Here is a 17,019-nt window from a genome sequence, read left to right as displayed (position 1 = left end):
CGCTCAGCCCCCCGACACGGGTGGAATGAAGGCCACTTCGCTGCCGGCGCGCGGCGCGTCGTCCCAGTGCGCGAACGCGCCGTCGACCGCGACCCGCAAGCGCTCGGCGGGCAGCGCGAAACCATGGCGCTCGCGCAGCGTCGCGTACAGGCCGCGCAGATCGGCGGCGTTGGTGTCCACGCTCTCGTCGGCACGGCCGGCGGCATCGCGCAGGCTGGCGAAATACAGCACGGTGAGCCGGTTCACGCCGCGCTCCCGAAGTCGCGCTTGCCGCCGGACTTGGCGAGCAGCTTGGCCGGCCCGATCACGATCCGGTGCGACAAGGCCTTGCACATGTCGTAGACGGTCAGCGCCGCCACGGTGGCGCCGGTCAGCGCCTCCATCTCGACGCCGGTGCGATGGACGGTGCGCACCCGGCATTCGATGCGCAGGGAATTTTCGTCCAGCCAGTCGATCGCGATCCGGCAGCCGTCGATCGGCAGCGGATGGCAGAACGGAATCAGCTCGGCGGTGCGCTTGACCGCCAGGGTGCCGGCCACGATCGCGGCATCGACGATGCCGCCCTTGGCGCTGCGCAGCCCGTTGGCACGCAATTGCGCGGCGACCGCGGCCGGAAAGCGCACCCGGCACTCCGCCTGCGCCTCGCGCGCGGTCGTGGCCTTGGCGGACACGTCGACCATGGCGGGGCGACCGTCGGAGTCCAGATGTGTCAGCGCGGAACGCGTCGGTGCGGGCTTGGCTTTGCGGGCTTTCAAACGATGGGCTCCGGCAGGACGGGACGCCTAGCGGTATCGGTGGATCGGGCAGCGGCCATGATACGCCGCGCGCTTCAACCGCCGACCAGGAACATCTCCACGTGCCGACTCGGGCGCGGCGCGTCGGCGGCGCGCAGTTCGCTGTAGCGGTCGGCGCGTCGCGACCACAGCTCGGCCACGCGCTGCGCCAGGCCGAACTCGCCCAGGGCCAGGGTCGAGCGCAGATCGACACCGTCGGCGGCGAACAGACAGGTGTAAAGGCGGCCGTCGGCGGACACCCGCGAGCGGTGACAGTCGCCGCAGAACGGCGCGCTGATCGAGGACACGAAGCCGACTTCGCCGGCGCCGTCGGCGTAGGCGTAGCGCGCCGCGACTTCGCCGCGGTAGTGCGCGTCCAGCGCGCGCAGCGGCCAGCGCTGGTGCAGGCGGTCGCGCAGTTGCGCCGAAGGCACCACGCGCGCGGCGTCCCAGCCGTTGCAGGTGCCCACGTCCATGTATTCGATGTAGCGCAGCACGTGGCCGCTACCGCGGAAGCGTTCGGCCAGGGGCAGCACCTGGTCGTCGTTGACGCCGCGCTGGACCACGCAGTTGAGCTTGATCGAGTCGAAGCCCGCGGCCTGGGCCGCGTCGATGCCGGCCAGCACCTGGGCGACCTCGCCGCGGCCGCCGGACAGGCGCCGGAACAGCTCGGGTTCCAGCGCGTCCAGGCTGACCGTGAGCCGGCGCAGGCCGGCCTCGCGCAGGGCGCGCGCCTGGCGCGCGAGCAGCGAGCCGTTGGTGGTCAGGGCCAGATCGTCGAGGCCGTCGATCGCCGCCAGCCGCGCGATCAGCTCCGGCAGATTCTTGCGCAGCAGCGGCTCGCCGCCGGTCAGGCGCAGCTTGCGCACGCCCACGCGCACGAAGCCGCGCACCAGGGTTTCGATCTCGTCGAAGCTCAGGCGCGAGGCGGCGTCCAGGCCGTAGTCGTCCGGTACGCGCTCGGCCGGCATGCAGTAGGGGCAACGGAAGTTGCAAGCCTCGATCACCGACAAACGCAGGTCGCGCAGCGGACGCCCGTAGACGTCCTGCGCCCATGGCATCTGCTTCGGATCCGGCAACGCGCTCACGACGGCGGCACCTGCTCTGCGCTGGATTCGGCCAGGGCGACGCATTCGCCCGGTCGACCCACACGATACCCCCGTGCGGCCAGGGTGTCGCCTTCGCCGGCGCTGGCGTAGTGGTAGAGCAGGCAGCGCGCGAGCAGTTCGCGCGGATATTCGCGCTCCAGGTCCTCGATACCGCTGTGCGAAGGGTTGCCGTGCAGGGCGCAATCGTGGGCGATCAGCTCGCCGGCGTCGGCGTACTTGGCCAGGGCCTCGGGGATCGGCCGGGTGTCGCCGGTCCAGACCACGCTGCCGCGCAGGCGCAGGCCGAAGGCGGTGTCCGGCCAATGGTGGCGGGTGGCGAAGACTTCCAGGCGCACGCCCTGGTGCCAGAACGCGGCGCCGACCGGGATCACCTGGAACGCGTCCCAGAAATTCACCCCGCCCTCGGCCAGAGCGTTGGGATAGTCGCCCACGCGCTGGTGCAGCAGCGGCACCACCGGCGCCGGCACGTACAGCTTGACCCGGCCGCGCCGCTCGGGATCGAAATAGGTCGAGACGAACAGCCGCTCGAAGCCGGCGACGTGATCGAGGTGGGTGTGGGTGATGAACAAGGCCTGCGGCGCCTGCCCGTAGTGGGCGAGGTAGGCGGTCAGGCCCTCGCCGCCGCAGTCGACGGTCAGCCAGGGCGCGCCGTCGCGCTCGATGGTCGCCATCGCCGAACCCAGCTCCACCGCGGATGCGTTGCCGACGCCGTGCAGGCGCAGATGCCAGCTCATCAGTATCCCTTGTCCCAGGCGCGCTCGTAGGCCGCGCGCAGACGGCCGTAGTCGCGTTCGACCTCTTCCGTCGAACGCGCGCCGCGCAGTTTCAGCAGCGAGCGCTTGAGCCGGGCCAGGTTGCGCTCGCGCCAACCGGTCGCCGGTATGTGCAGGTGACCGCGGTCCAGATCGATCACCCAGCCGCGCCCGGTCGGGTCGAACAGCAGGTTGTGGGCGTTGAGATCGGCGTGGTCCAAGCCGACGCGATGGCAGCGCGCGATCAGCCGGCCGGCCTCCTCCCAGGGCGCGCCGTCGCCGGCGACCGCGGCGCGGTCGGCCAGCGAGCGCACGTCGTTGAGGCGCTCCAGCAGGATCGCGGCGTAGTAGTAGAAGCCGTCGCGGCGATAGTAGGCGGCGATCGGACGCGGCACCGGCAGGCCCTTCTCGGCCACCGCGCGGGTCAGGCGGAATTCGGCGAAGCTGCGCGTCTCGTTGGCGCCGCGCCACCAGTAACGGTCGCGGTTGAAGCGCGCGACCAGGCCGCCGCGCAGGTAGCGTCGCAGCAGGCTGGGGCCGAACGGCGCGTCCACGAACCAGGCCCCGCCGCGACCGCCGCTGTCGACCGGGCGCGCGCGTTCGCCCCAGAAGGCAGGCGAGAACCATTCCGGGCTCGCTTGCCGCACCCGGGTGCGGTCGAACAGAATCGCGCCGTAGCCGCTGTCGTCGCGGAACGGCGTCAATCCTTCGGCGGCGTCGTAGCCCGTCATCCGCCGGAGTCTAACAAGTCACGTGAACAACGCACCCCACTCGATCTGCCTGCTGCGGCTTTCCGCCCTCGGCGACGTGACCCATGTGGTTCCGCTGGTGCGCACCCTGCGCGAGGCCTGGCCGCGGCTGGAGTTGACCTGGGTGATCGGCAAGGGCGAGCGCCGCCTGCTCGACGGCCTGGAAAACGTGAACTTCGTCGAATACGACAAGAAGGCCGGCCTGGCCGGCATGCGCGCGCTGGGCCGCGAGCTGCGCGCGCGGCTGGGCGAACGCCGGCGTTACGACGCCCTGCTGCAGATGCAGGTGGCCGCGCGCGCGAACCTGCTGTCGGCGTTCGTGCCGGCGCGGCGCCGGATCGGCTACGACCGCGCGCGCGCCAAGGACCTGCACGGCCTGTTCGTCAACGAACGCATCCCCGACCGCCCCGGCATCCACGTGCTGGACGCGATCGGCAGCTTCTGCGAGCCGCTGGGCCTGCGCCAGACCCAGGTGCGCTGGGACCTGCCGGTGCCGGCCGAGGCCTACGAGTGGGCGCGCGCGCAATGGCCGGACGACGGCCGCCCTACCCTGCTGATCTCGCCCTGCTCCAGCCACGCGCTGCGCAACTGGCGCAGCGAACGCTATGCCGCGGTCGCCGACCACGCCGTCGCGCGCGGCTGGCGGGTGGTGCTGTGCGGCGGCCGCAGCGAGCTGGAGCGCCGCACCGGCGACGAAATCCTGGCGGCGATGAGCGCGCCCGCGCTGGACCTGATCGGCAAGGACACCCTCAAGCAATTGCCGGCCCTGCTCGCGCGCGGCCATCTGCTCATGACGCCCGATTCCGGGCCCATGCACATCGCCAACGCCATGGGTATCAAGGTGCTGGGTCTGCATGCGGCCAGCAACCCCGCACGCAGCGGCCCCTACAGCGACCGCCGCTACTGCGCCGACCGCTACGACGACGCGGCGCGCAAGTACCTCGGCAAGCCTGCGAGCGAACTCAAGTGGGGCACCAAGATCGAGCACGACGGGGTCATGGATCTGATCTCGGTGGAGGATGGGGTCGCGGCGTTCGAGCGTTATGTCGCCGATCATTCGGCTGGCTGAGACCGCGGCACAGGAGCCGCGGTTTCGCTACGAATGACACGAGTCGACCTGAGCGATGGCATGAGCTGAATCCACTCGGCTTCGCTGTGATGGATGTGCGGGCGCGTTTAGCCGCGCGCTGCTGAGTTCCCATCGCACCCGCTTGCGAATATGCATCGGCTCGATCTGCGCAGCCCAAGCAGCGCCGCGGCAGCGGCGCCCTCACCCCAACCCCTCTCCCGCGAGCGGGAGAGGGGCTTGAAACCAGCGACTTATTTGACGCGCGACAGCCCGCGCCAGGTGTTGTTGCCGCCACCCATCGCCGCGTCGGGCGAGCCGATCCAGAAGTTGAGGTTCAAGAAGTCCTCGTCGTCCTGGTAGACGTAGCCGTTAGCCAGCGCATAGGGCCAAGGCAGATTGGTCGGCGAGAACACGCCGTAGCCGAAGCCCAGGGTCGGGAACGAGGACATCAGCGGCGTGGGCGTGCCGCCGTCGTACTGGCAGGTGTAGGTCCACCAGTTGCCGCCCAGGTTGAAGCTGGGGAACACGCCGCCGCTGGACCAGTTGGCGTTGGCCCAATCCTCGTTGTCGTGACGGCGCAGCACGCGGCGCGAACCCGGCGGGCAGAACATGCCCAGGTTCTGCACCGCGTAGTCGTACTGGTTGCCCCAGTTCGCCAGCGGCTTGAACGCGAACGAGGCGTCCCAGCTCAGGCGGCAGAAGCGCCAGGTGGTGTTGCTGTTGGACACGGTCGCGCCGATCCAGCCCCAACGCGAATTGGCGTTGCGGCGGTCTTCGTCGTCCATGTGCATCTGCACCAGCACGTGCGGCGACGGGCACGAGGCCTTGTCGGGGATCACGCCGACGCTGTAGAGCAGATTGAACAGCCAGTCGAACCAGCCGTAGCGACCGACCTTGGCCGCCGCGCGCTCGACGCTCATGGCGACGAAGCCCGAACGCGCCTGCGCCGACTGCCCGTCCTTGGCCGGTTCGCACGGCCCATCGAAGCCCAGTGCGCGGCAGTAGATCAGCGCGGCCTTCTCGCCTTCCTCGGCCATGAAGCGCTCGGGATCGACCTTGGAGGTGTCCGGATAGCGCTTATCGAGGTCCTCGATGTAGGCCAGGTGCTGCTTCACCGCCTCCGACACCGGCGGCTCGTTGCGCTTGAACTCCTGCTCTTCCTTGGGAGTTTCCTCTTCGGATTGGTCGGCCATCGCCACCAGCGGCGACATCGCCAACAGCACCGTCATGCACAGCGTCCCTAACACGTGTTCCTTTTTCACGTTGTTGCTCCTTGATTCGTCCATCCATTGATCGATCGGGCCGGTCCGTGGGCGAGAGGCCATCCAGACCTGCCCGCTGTCGCACCGTCCGGTTCGCACGCGTGGCGCGGACCGGAACGACGCGCGGCCACCCTAGCGGCAGTCGCCGGCGAAAAATGGGCTGCGGTTCCGCGCCCCGGCCAATCCGGTTGGCCGGTCCGGCGCGTGAAGGTCGGCTGCGGCAGGCCGGCGGCGTGCGGCGCTACCGATGGCGGGCAGGCTGACGAGACTCGCGCTCGCCGGGGCACTCTGGGTTGCGTCGGGCCTGCGGCATCCGGTGCAGGCTGGCGACGCGCGCCGCCCCGCGTGTCCAGGCCGCCGGCGTCTGCCGGAGATCAGTCGTTCGCGCCGACCTGCAGGCGTCGCCAGATCGACAGCTGGGTGCGCTGGCGCCGGCGTTCGCGGTACACCGCCGCGACCAGGGCCAGCGCGATCGCGAGCGCGGCGATGCCGACCTGAGCGTTGCTCCAGTAGCGGTAGCCGCCAAGCGCCGCGTCGATCGCGACGAACACCAGGGCCGCGGCCGCCGCGTTGCAGGCCAGGCTGCACAGCACCTTCATGCGGTTCAGCGCCTGCCGCGAGGACGGATCGACCGCCTCCAGATACTCGCGCATGCGCCGGTCGACGTCGTGGAACACCGAGGTCGACATGTGCGCGGCGTCGGGCAGGGTCAGGCCCTCGTCGCGCTGCAGGCGCTGGGCCAGGAACGCGATCGCCGGCGCCCAGGCCTGGCGCAGCCGCGGCCAGACGATGGCCTGGGCGAAGGCATAGACCAGACGCCCGAGCGGGCTCAAGGCCAGGCCCAGCACATAGGCCCCGGCGAACCAGGTCGGCAGGGTCAGTTCCGGCGCCTGCGCGCGCAGCAGGCGCAGGCTATCCGGGTAACGCAGGGCCAGCGCGGTCAGCAGCAGGCCGCCGGGACACAACCAGGCCAGCAAGTCGTCGTAGAGCCAGGCGCCGGCGACGCGCGGCCCGGGTTCGCGTCCCTGCGGCGAGGTCGGCATGCGCCGGACCGACTCAGGGCGCGGCGGCGCCGCTTTTGTAGTCCTCGTAGGACTTTTCCTCGACGTAGCTGGAACCCAGCGCGAGGTTGATGTCCTTCTTGATCCGGGCGCGCTCGTCGTTCTCGAAATAGACGCTGCGCGCCAGGCGCACGAACTCGGCGTCGAAGGCCTGGGCCTTTTCCTTGATGCGGATGTCGTCCTCGATCGCCCACAGGCGCTCGTTCACGGCCTTGAGCTCGGCGCGCAGGCGCACGATGTCGTGGCCGGCGGCCGGATGGGCCATCCAGGTCTGCTCCAAGGCGGACAGCTCGTTGCGCACGTTGGCCAGCTTGGCCGGGTCGCTCATGCGCTCGGACTTGATCTGCAGGATGGCGATCTTGTCCAGCAGTTCGCCGAAGGACACCGGAACCAGGATTTCGGACATGGCAGCGTTTCGTTCAGGGGGGCCACAGTGTAGCCGCCCGGACGCATGCCTTGTCGGAAGGCTTCGCGCCCCGTATCATTCCCGGCTCACTGCACCCGGAGAGGTGGCAGAGTGGTTGAATGTACCTGACTCGAAATCAGGCGTACGTTTATAGCGTACCGGGGGTTCGAATCCCCCCCTCTCCGCCAGATTATGCAAAGCGGGCCCGACCGGGCCCGCTTTTTTGTTGGCCGCGGCCCTGCCGGCGGCGCCGGATCGTGCGGGAATAGCGCCGAACCGTGCCGCACAGCATGTTTTTTACGCGATGATGCGCGGCTCCGGTCATGTTTCGTTACTGCAACACCGGGCATGGTCGTGAGGGGGAATGCGACCGTCGCTTGCCGCACGGCCGCTACGCCCCGATGATTCCGTTTACTACTCGAAGAGCCTCCGACAAACGCGACCGGCATGATCGACTCATGATCGAATTCGGACACCTGACGCATGTCGGCCTGCGCCGCGAGCTCAATGAAGACACCTATTACGGTGACAGCGAACTGGGCCTGTGGCTGGTCGCCGACGGAATGGGCGGGCATGAGTACGGCGAGGTCGCCAGCGCGCTAGCGCGCGAGGCCATCGTGCGCGAAGTCCGCGACGGCACCCCGCTGGCCCAGGCCATTCGGATCGCCGACGAGGAGATCATCCGCACCTCGCGCCGCCGCAACGACGCCCTGCCCATGGGCACTACGGTGGTCGCCGCGCGCGTCAACGGCAACCGATTCGAGGTTGCGTGGGTGGGCGACAGCCGGGTCTACCTGTGGCGCGACGGTCAGTTGGCCCAGCTCTCGCAGGACCACAGCTACGTCCAGGAACTGATCGCCAACGGCGCGATCACCCACGAGCAGGCGCGCAGCCATCCGCATCGCAACGTGGTGACCCAGGCCCTGGGCGTGACCGACCCGCGCAATCTGAACGTCGAGACCATGACCGGCGAGCTCCGCCCCGGCATGCAGCTGCTGCTGTGCAGCGACGGCCTGACCGAGGAAGTCGACGACCGCAGCATCGCGCGCGTGCTCGCGCACAACGACTGCAGCGCGCAGGAATGCGTGGACAGCCTGGTCGCGGCCGCGCTGGACGGCGGCGGCTCGGACAACGTCACGGTGATCCTGGTCCGCAGCCACTAGGCATCGCCGATGGCGATGCTGCGGTTGTCACCGCAGTCTACGGCCGCCCCCCATTCCGATTCGACTCGTAGGATGCGGTGAGCCACAGGCGAACCGCATCGCCACGTAGCAGGCCGGATGACGATGGTGCGGTTACCACCGCACCCTACCCTTGCACCCTATCGTGCCTGCACAAAGCAGCGAGGCGCCCCTACGTCGTCGCGGGAGCCTCCATCGCATCCCACAAACACTTCCCCGCCTTCTTGCGCAGCTTCTCCAGGCGCGCCTCGTGCGCGGCCCGTTCCTCGCTGCTGATCTGCACGCGCGGACGCGGCGCGCTGGCGTCCAGATCGAACACCGCTGCCGCGGACTGGCCGCCGCCGTCCTCGCCCTGGCCGAAGCCCAGATCGCTCTGGCCCGAGGTCAGGCCGATATAGACCTCGGCCAGCAACTGGGCGTCGAGCAGCGCGCCGTGCAGCTGGCGATGGGCGTTGTCCACGCCCAGGCGCTTGCACAGCGCGTCCAGCGAATTGCGCTGGCCCGGGAAACGCTGACGCGCGAGCAGCAGCGAGTCCTCGATGGTGGCGCGGTCGCCGAGCTTGCCGTACTGCGGCCCGGCCAGCGCCAGTTCGTTGTCGAGAAAGCCGACGTCGAAGGCCGCGTTGTGGATGACCAGCTCGGCGCCGTCGATGAAAGCCAGGAACTCGTCGACGATGGTCTCGAACTTGGGCTTGTCGGCCAGAAACTCCAAGGTCAGGCCGGTGACTTCCTGCGCCCCGGGCTCGAATTCGCGCTCGGGGTTCAAATAAGTGTGGAAGGTCCGGCCGGTGGGGCGGCGCTCGACGAACTCGACGCAGCCGATTTCGACCACGCGGTTACCGCGCTCCCAGCTCAGGCCGGTGGTCTCGGTATCCAGGATGACTTGGCGCATGGGTCGATTCTCGCCGAACTCAGCGCGCGACGCTGCGGTAGCGCTGCGCCTGGGTGCGCGCCAGCACGTCGACGCGCTCGTTGTCGGGGTCGCCGGAATGGCCCTTGACCCACTTCCATTCGACCTTGTGGCGCAGGTTGGCCTGGTGCAGGCGCTCCCACAGATCGCGGTTCTTGACCGGGTCGCCGCCGGCGGTCTTCCAGCCGCGCCGCACCCAGTTGCCCATCCATTCGGTGATGCCCTTGCGCACGTACTGCGAGTCGGTGTGCAGGGTCGCCACGCAGGGCTCGATCAGCGCTTCCAGGGCCATGATCGCGCCCATCAGCTCCATGCGGTTGTTGGTGGTGTCGGGCTCGCCGCCGGACAGCTCGCGCTCGCGGCCCTTGTAGCGCAGCAGCGCGGCCCAGCCGCCGGGCCCGGGGTTGCCCAGGCAGGCGCCGTCGGTGTGGATGTCGACGGTTTTGGTTTCGGTCGCCAGTGCGTGATCTTGCAAAGCCTGCGGTCCTGTCTGAGGGCCGCGCATTATCGCCGCTGCGGCGCGCAACGGCGCGCATTCGTTCCGACCATCGCGCCGCCGGCCTGCCAGCGCAAATTGCGCAGCCGCGCCGGCGGGATCAGGGCATGCACGCGCTTGGACACGGTCAGGCCGATGCCCGCGCGCAGACGGTCGGCGGCGCCGATACCGACCGCGCCGTGCGCGGGCCGCCACAGCGGGCCCAGCCATTGCAGGCTCACCGAGTCGGAGGCGAAGCCGGCGCCGCGCAACATCGCCTGCCAGGCGCCGGTGTTGTAGGCGTGCAGGCCCGAACGCGCCCAGCGCGCGCGGTAGGGGCTCCAGGGATTGAGCGCGGCCAGCCACAGGGTGCCGCCGGGCGCGAGCACCCGCGCGCATTCGTCCAGCAGCGGCATCGGGTCGATGCCGTCGTCTAGCACGTGCTGCAGCAGCATCGCACCCAAGGCCTCGCTGGCCAGGGGCAGCGGCAGCGCGCTGCGGAAGGCGCCGTCGAAGCCCTGGCCCTGGCGGCGCAGGCGCACCCCACGCGTGCTGGTGCCGCCCGGCGGCGAGGTCGCGTCGACGCCGATCCAGGCCCAGGGCATGGCCTGACAGCCGGCCAGCACCCGCGCCATCGCCGCGGATTCGACATCGAGCAGGCCCTGGCCGGCGACCCCACCGAACCAGGCGAGGGCGGCATTGGGTTGACGGCCGGTGGACAGGGCGGGCATGGTCGCCATTCTGTCGGAACATCCATTTGAAAGCGCGGTCCTTCGCAGGCCCGGCGGCGCGGCCCTGTTCAGTTGCATGTTCAGCGGAGCGCGGCGCGGCCGGCCGCCCAGGAGCTCAACGAATGCGATTGCTGGCTCTGCCCGCCCTCAACGACAACTACATCTGGGCGCTGTCGGCCGACGACGAGTCGGCGCTGATCGTCGACCCCGGCGACGCCGCGCCGGTGCTGGGCGCGGCCGTGCATGGTCTGCGCCCGACCGGGATCCTGCTGACCCACCACCACAACGACCACATCGGCGGGGTCGAGGCCATCCTCGCCCACTGGCCGGGCATCCCGGTGTTCGCGCCCGACGACGACCGCATCGGCGCCGCCACCGCGCGCGTCGGCGACGGCGTGCGCCTGCACCTGGGCGGCTGGAGCGCGCGCGTGCTCGCCGTGCCCGGCCACACCCTCAGCCACATCGCCTATCACCTGGAGGACGTGGGCGGCCACGGCCTGCTGTTCAGCGGCGACACCCTCTTCAGCCTGGGCTGCGGCCGTCTGTTCGAAGGCACCCCGGCCCAGATGCACACCTCGCTGTCGCGCCTGGCCGCCCTGCCCGGCGACACCCGCCTGTGCTGCGGCCACGAATACACCCTGTCCAACGCCGCCTTCGCGCGCGCGGTGGAGCCGTCCAACCCGGCGCTGCTGCGCCGCATCGAGGAAGCCCAGGCCATGCGCAACGCCGGACGTCCGACCCTGCCCAGCACCCTGGCCGACGAAGTCGCAGCCAATCCCTTCCTGCGCGTGCATCAGCCCGAGGTACGCGCGGCCGTGGCCCGGCGCCTGCGCCGCGAACCCGAGGACGACATCGACACCTTCGCCGAATTGCGGCGCTGGAAAGACGGGTTCCAGGCATGAGCCGGGCCCGCAAGGCCGGTCGCCTCGCCGCGGTCGCGTTGGCGCTGGCGGCCGCATGCGGCGCGCCCGCGTTCGCTCAATCCGCCGCCGCTGCCGCATCCACGCCGGCCGCGGCCGCCGAGCCCGCGCCGCAAGCCGCGATCCCCGGCCCGACCCGCAACGGCCGCGAGATCTACCAGCGCTTCCGCGAAGGCCTGGCCGATCCGACCTGCGAAGCCGGCGCCAGCACACGCTGGCGCCAGCACTTCGCCACCGCGCCCAAGCGCCTGGCCGCCAGCAACGACGACACCCTGCCCTTGTTCGGCTACGTGGTCGACGCGCTGCGCGAGGCCCACCTGCCCACCGAGTACGCGCTGATCCCGTTCGTCGAAAGTGGCTACAAGCCGGGCGCGCGCAGCGCCGCCGGGCCGGCCGGGCTATGGCAGATGATCGCGCTGACCGCGCGCAATCACCGCGTGCCGATCCTCGCCGGCTACGACGGCCGCCTGTCGCCGGTGGATTCGACCCAGGCCGCGGTGCGTTATCTGAAAACCCTGCACGGCATGTTCGCCGGCGACTGGCGCCTGACCGTGATGGCCTACAACGCCGGCGAATACCGCATCCTGGGCGCGCTCAAGCGCAACGGCCAGGTCGCGCGCAACGCCAAGCCCGAACAGCTGACCGGCCTGTCCGACATCACCCAGGCCTATGTGCGCAAACTGCATGCGCTGTCCTGCCTGATGGAGCAGGCCGACGATCGCGAGGAATGGCTGCGCGCGCTGGACCGCCCGGTGCCGCGCCTGCAAGCGGTGACCGTGCCCGACGACGTCGCCGACATCGCCGCCTGGGCGCGCCGCAGTGGCCAGGACGCGGCCCAACTGCAACGCCTCAACCCGGTCTTCGCCGGCGGCCGCATCGGCCAGGCCGGCGCCGCGCGCGCGCCGCTGCTGGCGGTGCCCGCGGGCGCGATCGGCGGCGTCGACGGCGACCAGGCGCAGGCCACCAGCACCGCCAGCGTGCCGGCCGCGGCGACGGAGCAGGCGCCCGCCGCCGACACCGGCAGCGCCGGCGAGCCGCGCCGCCACACCGTCGCCCGCGGCGACAACGCCTGGACCATCGCGCGCCGTTACGGCATCCGCGTGGCCGACCTGCTGCAACGCAACGGCCTGGGCGCCAACGCCGTGCTCAAGCCCGGCCAGGCCCTGCTGATCGATACACCCGGGGCGAAAGCGCCGTGAACCGTACCGGATCGTCCGTCGCCATCGCGCGGGTACACTAGAGTCTTTGCTCGACCGCGCACCGGTCGGGCGGTTCCGACGCGCGGCCCACGACGGCCGCGTCCACCGCAAGTTTTAGGGAGTGCACATGGGTTTCCTGCAAGGTAAGCGCGCATTGATCACCGGCATCGCCAGCGAGCGTTCGATCGCCAGCGGCATCGCCGAGGCCATGCACCGCGAAGGCGCGCAACTGGCGTTCACCTACCAGAACGAGAAGCTCAAGACCCGCGTGGAGAAGGCCGCCGCCGAGTACGGCAGCAACATCGTGATCCCGCTGGACGTCACCAGCGACGAGCAGATCGCGGCCTGCTTCGCCGAGCTCGGCCAGCACTGGGACGGTTTCGACATCCTGGTCCACGCGATCGCCTACGCCCCGCGCGAAGCCATCGCCGGCCAGTTCCTCGACGGCCTGACCCGCGAGAACTTCGGCATCGCCCACGACATCTCGGCCTATTCGCTGGCCGCGATGGCCAAGGCCGCGCGCCCGCAGATGCAGGGCCGCAACGGTTCGATCCTGACCCTGAGCTACCTGGGCGCCGAACGCGCCCTGGCCGGCTACAACGTCATGGGCGTGGCCAAGGCCAGCCTGGAAGCGACCGTGCGCTACCTGGCCTACAACCTCGGCCCGGAAGGCACCCGCGTCAACGCGATCTCGGCCGGCCCGATCAAGACCCTGGCCGCGGCCGGCATCGCCGGCTTCCGCAAGATCCTCGGCCATGTCGAGGAGAACGCGCCGATGCGCCGCACGGTTACGATCGAACAGGTCGGCAATGTCGCCGCCTTCCTGTGCTCGGATCTGGCCTCGGGCGTGACCGGCGAGATCACCTATGTCGACTCGGGCTACAACATCCTGGGCATGACGGGGATCGAGAGCGAGTGAGTGGGGGCTGCGCTTAGGCGCGCGAGTGACAAGACCAGAAAAGCCCGGTGCGATGCCGGGCTTTTTCTTTGCGCCATCCCAACCTGATGCGCTGCCCTCATCCGCCCTTCGGGCACCTTCTCCCGCACGCGGGAGAAGGAATAGCGAAGTCGTCTCACCGCTTTAGCCCCTCTGCGGCTTGCGGAGTGAGGGGCCGGCCTTACGAGCCATCGGCTTGAGCGGCACCTCAGCCCGATCGCTGTGCGATCGGGCTGAGGTGCGAGTCGTCGCCGCAAGCGCGCAGCAGCCCTACCTCACGCGCTGCACACGTCCGCCCTCCGGGCCCCTTCTCGGCTTTGCGGTTCCTTCGGTCGCCGCAAGCGGGAGAAGCGAGTCGCAAGCGCCGCCATCAAGAACCCAAAAGCAAAAAGCCCGGCGAGATGCCGGGCTTTTCGTTGCGATAACGCCAGTACCGATCAGAGATTCTGATCGACCACCGTCACCTTCATGCGCTTGCGCTGCGCGGCGACCAGCGCCTTGATGTCGTCGGCGCCGCTGATCTGGGCCAGCTGGGTCTGCATCTGTTCGCGCTGCGGCGGCGGAACCTGGGCCAGATCGCCCGGGGTGACCTTGCTGACCGCGAACAGCACCGCGCGGCCGTCCGGCAGCATTGCCCTGCCCGGGGTGACCTTGCCGGCCGCGGGCGGCGCGACCGCGAACACGGCCTCGCTCACGCTGGGGTCCGGAATCGGCGCGCCGCGCGGCAGGTTCGGGATCGCGTGCGGCGCCGGCAGCTGCTTGGAGGTCGCCACCGCTTCCAGGGTCTCGCCGCCACGCAGACGCGCCAGCAGCGCGTCGGCTTCCTTGGTCGCGGCCTTGGTGGCGCGGTCGGCGCGCACCGCCGCGATCACCTGATCGCGCACCTGCGCCAGCGGCTGCGAACGCTCGGGCGTATGCGCGGTCACGCGGATCAGCACGCTGTTACCGGGAGCGATCTCGATCGGGTCGCTGACCGTGCCGCCCTGGATCAGGGCGTCGGAGAACGCCGCGCGCAACAGCGCCGGGTTCGCGGCCAGGCCCTGGGCGCCGCTGCGCGCGCCATTGCGCGTGAGCGGGCCCAACTTCTGCACCGGCAGCTTCATCTCGCGCGCGGCCGGCCCCAGCGAGGACGGATTCTTGTAGACCAGATCGACCAGGCGGCCGGTGAAGTCGCTGACCACGCGTTCGCTGTCGGCCTCGGCCTGCTCGCGCGCCAGGGCTTCGCGTGCCTGCTCGTAGGTCTCCGGCTGGCCGGCCTTGACCTCGCGCACCTGGATCACGTGCCAGCCGAAGTCGGTCTTGACCGGGCCCACGATCGCGCCCTGCGGCGCGGCGAACAGCGCCTGCTCGAACGGCGCCACCATCATGCCCTTGCTGACCCAACCCAGATCGCCGCCGCCGGCCTTGGAGCCGGTGTCGTCGCTGTTGGCGCGCGCCAGCGCGGCGAAGTCGGCGCCCGCGGCCTTGGCCTGTGCGGTCAACTGGGTCGCTTTCTGCTCTGCGGCCTTCTGCGCCGCGGCGTCGGCGCCGTCGGCCACGCGCACCAGGATGTGCGAAGCCAGACGCTGCTCCTGAGCGACGAAACGGCTCTTTTCCAGCTCGTAGCGCTTGCGCAGGGTGTCCTCGTCGGCCGGCGCCGGCGGCGGCACACTGGCTGCGTTCACTTCCACGTATTCCAGGGTCACGGTTTCCGGTGCGCGGTAATCGGCGCTGTGGCCCTGGTACCAGGACTGCAGTTCGGCGGCGCTGACAGCGCCGGTGTCGGGCGCCGGCTGCGGCAGCATCACCAGGCCGACGTCGCGGGTCTCGCCCATCAGGCGGATCAGGCGGTCCAGCTCGGCCGAGGTCACGAACTCGCTCTCGACCAGGCCGCCGGCCAGCAGCGACTGCTGCAGCGACTGACGCACGGTTTCCTGGAACTGGGTCGGCGTTTGCGGCGGCACCTGCGAGGCCAGGGCCAGACGATAGCGATCGAGATTGAACTTGCCGTCGACCTGGAACGCCGGCACTTCGGCCAGGGTCTTCTTGACCAGCGCGTCGCTGACCACCAGGCCTTCGCTCTTGGACGCCAGTTCCTGCACACGCCGATCGATCAGCAGGTCCAGGATCGCCAGCTTGTTTTCCTTGCTCTCGAAATCGCGCGCATCGAAGGCCTCGCCCTCGGCCGCGCGGCGGCGCTGGCGCTCCTGTTCGAAAGCGGTGCGGAAATCGGTGGAGTCGATCTTCTCGTGCTGCCACAGCATCGACACCGGCCACCACGACGGCGCGCTCTGCCAGTACGAGGGCGGCACATCGATATGCGCGACCGAGGTGTCGGTGCGCGCGCCCATGTACTGCTCGATGCCGACGAAGGCGAAGGGAATGATCAGCAGGCCGAGGATCGCGGTGGCGATCCAGCCGGAAGTCTTGTCGCGAAGTTTCTGCAGCATATCCGGGTCGCGTAGGTCGTAAGCCGGACAGTTTAGCGCGCTTGAGGCCGGGCGCGCGGGCCTGGCCGGCCCAGGCGGGGCCGCCGGTTCCGGACCGGGGCGAAATCGCGAACGGCGTCGAAGCGACCGGCCTGGAACCCGGATCCCGGAGCGCGGGCAAAAAAGAAGGCGCCGTTTCCGGCGCCTTCGGCAAAACTGGCGGAGTGGACGGGACTCGAACCCGCGACCTCCGGCGTGACAGGCCAGCATTCTAACCGACTGAACTACCACTCCGCTGTTTGAACCTGGAAACTCGAGCCGACGATTCTACCGCTATGCAACAAAATCGAGGACCCTCACTTATATAAAACAAAAGCGCCGTTTCCGGCGCTTTTGGCGAAACTGGCGGAGTGGACGGGACTCGAACCCGCGACCTCCGGCGTGACAGGCCAGCATTCTAACCGACTGAACTACCACTCCGCACTTTTGAAACTTTTGGCCTTTCGCCTCGCGGCACTGCCGTTTCCGGCGGGCGGCTTAGCAGTAGGGCCAGTTTGATCTGGTGGGTGCTGAGGGTTTCGAACCCCCGACCCTCTCCGTGTAAAGGAGACGCTCTACCGCTGAGCTAAGCACCCGAGCGAGTCGCTTAGTTTACAGCATCCTTCAGCGCCTTGCCAGCCTTGAACGCCGGGTTCTTCGAGGCCTTGATCTTGATGGTGGCGCCGGTCTTGGGGTTGCGGCCCTGGCGCGCGGCGCGCTTACGGACCTGGAACGTACCGAAGCCCACGAGCGTGACGGTGTCGCCCTTCTTCAGCGCCTTCGTGATCACGCCGATAACGGCGTCGACGGCGTTGGCTGCGTCGGTCTTGGACAGCTCGGCAGCATCGGCGACGGCGCTGATGAATTCACCCTTGTTCATTCTTTGGACTCCCTGTGCGGTGTTACCGCGTGTTCTGAGAATCGGCGTGGCGCGCTGCGCGAGCGGGCCACGCCGATCGAGTTTGCCGCGCCTACTGCGTCTGTGGCAGCTTTCGCGCGGTTGCGGTCGTTATACCAGCGGCATTTTGGGGGTGCAAG

The 17,019-nt window shown here is 69.6% G+C and carries 18 protein-coding genes and 4 tRNA genes; 6 read left to right on the top strand and 16 right to left on the bottom strand.

Annotation, left to right across the window (positions count from 1 at the left end):
• Positions 1-3: 3 nt before the first annotated feature.
• From ASE35_RS02100 to ASE35_RS02080, 5 genes are all read right to left on the bottom strand, one after another.
• The gene (locus ASE35_RS02100; protein ID WP_056173394.1) at positions 4-246 is read right to left on the bottom strand and encodes a MoaD/ThiS family protein; all 243 of its coding nucleotides are present in this window, start codon (positions 244-246) and stop codon (positions 4-6) included.
• Complete coding sequence (gene moaC / locus ASE35_RS02095) at positions 243-755, bottom strand: cyclic pyranopterin monophosphate synthase MoaC (protein ID WP_057162835.1); 513 nt, start codon at positions 753-755, stop codon at positions 243-245. Before moaC ends, ASE35_RS02100 begins: the two co-directional genes overlap by 4 nt.
• 74 nt (positions 756-829) lie before the next feature.
• The gene (moaA, locus tag ASE35_RS02090) at positions 830-1,834 is read right to left on the bottom strand and encodes a GTP 3',8-cyclase MoaA (protein WP_157489320.1); all 1,005 of its coding nucleotides are present in this window, start codon (positions 1,832-1,834) and stop codon (positions 830-832) included.
• A gap of 23 nt (positions 1,835-1,857) precedes the next feature.
• A complete protein-coding gene (locus ASE35_RS02085; protein WP_057162833.1) occupies positions 1,858-2,616 on the bottom strand; it encodes an MBL fold metallo-hydrolase in 759 nt (252 codons plus the stop codon).
• Complete coding sequence (locus ASE35_RS02080; RefSeq protein WP_056173383.1) at positions 2,616-3,365, bottom strand: 3-deoxy-D-manno-octulosonic acid kinase; 750 nt, start codon at positions 3,363-3,365, stop codon at positions 2,616-2,618. The genes ASE35_RS02085 and ASE35_RS02080 overlap by 1 nt, the downstream gene beginning before the upstream one ends.
• 22 nt (positions 3,366-3,387) lie before the next feature.
• On the opposite strand from ASE35_RS02080, the gene ASE35_RS02075 reads away from it, so the two are divergent.
• On the top strand, positions 3,388-4,452 hold the full coding sequence (locus tag ASE35_RS02075) for a glycosyltransferase family 9 protein (RefSeq protein WP_057162832.1): 1,065 nt from the start codon (positions 3,388-3,390) through the stop codon (positions 4,450-4,452).
• A 251-nt stretch (positions 4,453-4,703) separates the two neighbouring features.
• Here the strand turns inward: ASE35_RS02075 and ASE35_RS02070 are convergent, their stop codons facing one another.
• The 3 genes from ASE35_RS02070 to ASE35_RS02060 form a co-directional block, all read right to left on the bottom strand.
• Positions 4,704-5,714: a hypothetical protein gene (locus ASE35_RS02070; protein WP_157489220.1), complete on the bottom strand. Its 1,011-nt coding sequence runs from the start codon at positions 5,712-5,714 to the stop codon at positions 4,704-4,706.
• A gap of 374 nt (positions 5,715-6,088) precedes the next feature.
• Positions 6,089-6,757, bottom strand: a complete 669-nt coding sequence (locus ASE35_RS02065) for a hypothetical protein (RefSeq protein ID WP_057162831.1) — start codon at positions 6,755-6,757, stop codon at positions 6,089-6,091.
• Positions 6,758-6,770: 13 nt separating this feature from the next.
• Complete coding sequence (locus ASE35_RS02060; RefSeq protein WP_057162830.1) at positions 6,771-7,181, bottom strand: DUF6165 family protein; 411 nt, start codon at positions 7,179-7,181, stop codon at positions 6,771-6,773.
• Between the two features lie 97 nt (positions 7,182-7,278).
• On the opposite strand from ASE35_RS02060, the gene ASE35_RS02055 reads away from it, so the two are divergent.
• Positions 7,279-7,369 (top strand) — tRNA-Ser (locus ASE35_RS02055).
• 270 nt (positions 7,370-7,639) lie between these two features.
• Entirely contained in the window at positions 7,640-8,344 is a 705-nt protein-coding gene (locus ASE35_RS02050; RefSeq protein ID WP_056173368.1) for a PP2C family serine/threonine-protein phosphatase, read from the top strand.
• A gap of 190 nt (positions 8,345-8,534) precedes the next feature.
• Here the strand turns inward: ASE35_RS02050 and dnaQ are convergent, their stop codons facing one another.
• The 3 genes from dnaQ to ASE35_RS02035 are packed head-to-tail and all read right to left on the bottom strand — an operon-like array spanning position 8,535 to position 10,478.
• Positions 8,535-9,254: a DNA polymerase III subunit epsilon gene (dnaQ, locus tag ASE35_RS02045; protein WP_056173365.1), complete on the bottom strand. Its 720-nt coding sequence runs from the start codon at positions 9,252-9,254 to the stop codon at positions 8,535-8,537.
• A 19-nt stretch (positions 9,255-9,273) separates the two neighbouring features.
• Positions 9,274-9,732, bottom strand: a complete 459-nt coding sequence (gene rnhA / locus ASE35_RS02040) for a ribonuclease HI (protein ID WP_235567166.1) — start codon at positions 9,730-9,732, stop codon at positions 9,274-9,276.
• Positions 9,733-9,776: 44 nt separating this feature from the next.
• On the bottom strand, positions 9,777-10,478 hold the full coding sequence (locus tag ASE35_RS02035; RefSeq protein ID WP_162259007.1) for a methyltransferase domain-containing protein: 702 nt from the start codon (positions 10,476-10,478) through the stop codon (positions 9,777-9,779).
• 122 nt (positions 10,479-10,600) lie between these two features.
• Between ASE35_RS02035 and gloB the strand changes: the two genes are divergently transcribed.
• The 3 genes from gloB to ASE35_RS02020 all read left to right on the top strand — a co-directional run bounded on the left by gloB (position 10,601) and on the right by ASE35_RS02020 (position 13,516).
• Positions 10,601-11,380 (top strand): hydroxyacylglutathione hydrolase, encoded by a 780-nt coding sequence (gene gloB, locus ASE35_RS02030; RefSeq protein ID WP_056173356.1) that lies wholly within the window; start codon positions 10,601-10,603, stop codon positions 11,378-11,380.
• Complete coding sequence (locus tag ASE35_RS02025) at positions 11,377-12,597, top strand: lytic transglycosylase domain-containing protein (protein WP_057162828.1); 1,221 nt, start codon at positions 11,377-11,379, stop codon at positions 12,595-12,597. Before gloB ends, ASE35_RS02025 begins: the two co-directional genes overlap by 4 nt.
• Positions 12,598-12,724: 127 nt before the next feature.
• A complete protein-coding gene (locus ASE35_RS02020) occupies positions 12,725-13,516 on the top strand; it encodes an enoyl-ACP reductase (RefSeq protein WP_057162827.1) in 792 nt (263 codons plus the stop codon).
• A 455-nt stretch (positions 13,517-13,971) separates the two neighbouring features.
• Here the strand turns inward: ASE35_RS02020 and ASE35_RS02015 are convergent, their stop codons facing one another.
• The 5 genes from ASE35_RS02015 to ASE35_RS01995 all read right to left on the bottom strand — a co-directional run bounded on the left by ASE35_RS02015 (position 13,972) and on the right by ASE35_RS01995 (position 16,861).
• Positions 13,972-15,963, bottom strand: coding sequence for a peptidylprolyl isomerase (locus ASE35_RS02015; protein WP_056173348.1), 1,992 nt, complete (start codon positions 15,961-15,963; stop codon positions 13,972-13,974).
• 196 nt (positions 15,964-16,159) lie between these two features.
• Positions 16,160-16,236, bottom strand: a tRNA-Asp gene (locus ASE35_RS02010).
• Positions 16,237-16,345: 109 nt separating this feature from the next.
• A tRNA-Asp gene (locus ASE35_RS02005) sits at positions 16,346-16,422 on the bottom strand.
• A gap of 80 nt (positions 16,423-16,502) precedes the next feature.
• Positions 16,503-16,577, bottom strand: a tRNA-Val gene (locus ASE35_RS02000).
• Positions 16,578-16,588: 11 nt separating this feature from the next.
• Complete coding sequence (locus ASE35_RS01995; protein WP_056173345.1) at positions 16,589-16,861, bottom strand: HU family DNA-binding protein; 273 nt, start codon at positions 16,859-16,861, stop codon at positions 16,589-16,591.
• Between the last annotated feature and the right edge of the window lie 158 nt (positions 16,862-17,019).

This window comes from Lysobacter sp. Root916 (assembly GCF_001429785.1).
Classification (GTDB): domain Bacteria; phylum Pseudomonadota; class Gammaproteobacteria; order Xanthomonadales; family Xanthomonadaceae; genus Lysobacter.
The sequence above is the reverse complement of the archived record's forward strand: the minus strand, read 5'-3'. Positions and strand labels throughout refer to the sequence as shown.

Bases quoted from the DNA above. Each gene is read 5' to 3' on its own strand.
- moaA (WP_157489320.1), bottom strand. From the start codon at position 1,834: ATGCCATGGGCGCAGGACGTCTACGGGCGTCCGCTGCGCGACCTGCGT.
- ASE35_RS02085 (WP_057162833.1), bottom strand. From the start codon at position 2,616: ATGAGCTGGCATCTGCGCCTGCACGGCGTCGGCAACGCATCCGCGGTG.
- ASE35_RS02080 (WP_056173383.1), bottom strand. From the start codon at position 3,365: ATGACGGGCTACGACGCCGCCGAAGGATTGACGCCGTTCCGCGACGAC.
- ASE35_RS02065 (WP_057162831.1), bottom strand. From the start codon at position 6,757: ATGCCGACCTCGCCGCAGGGACGCGAACCCGGGCCGCGCGTCGCCGGC.
- ASE35_RS02060 (WP_057162830.1), bottom strand. From the start codon at position 7,181: ATGTCCGAAATCCTGGTTCCGGTGTCCTTCGGCGAACTGCTGGACAAG.
- ASE35_RS02050 (WP_056173368.1), top strand. From the start codon at position 7,640: ATGATCGAATTCGGACACCTGACGCATGTCGGCCTGCGCCGCGAGCTC.
- dnaQ (WP_056173365.1), bottom strand. From the start codon at position 9,254: ATGCGCCAAGTCATCCTGGATACCGAGACCACCGGCCTGAGCTGGGAG.
- ASE35_RS02035 (WP_162259007.1), bottom strand. From the start codon at position 10,478: ATGCCCGCCCTGTCCACCGGCCGTCAACCCAATGCCGCCCTCGCCTGG.
- gloB (WP_056173356.1), top strand. From the start codon at position 10,601: ATGCGATTGCTGGCTCTGCCCGCCCTCAACGACAACTACATCTGGGCG.
- ASE35_RS02025 (WP_057162828.1), top strand. From the start codon at position 11,377: ATGAGCCGGGCCCGCAAGGCCGGTCGCCTCGCCGCGGTCGCGTTGGCG.
- ASE35_RS02020 (WP_057162827.1), top strand. From the start codon at position 12,725: ATGGGTTTCCTGCAAGGTAAGCGCGCATTGATCACCGGCATCGCCAGC.
- ASE35_RS02015 (WP_056173348.1), bottom strand. From the start codon at position 15,963: ATGCTGCAGAAACTTCGCGACAAGACTTCCGGCTGGATCGCCACCGCG.
- ASE35_RS01995 (WP_056173345.1), bottom strand. From the start codon at position 16,861: ATGAACAAGGGTGAATTCATCAGCGCCGTCGCCGATGCTGCCGAGCTG.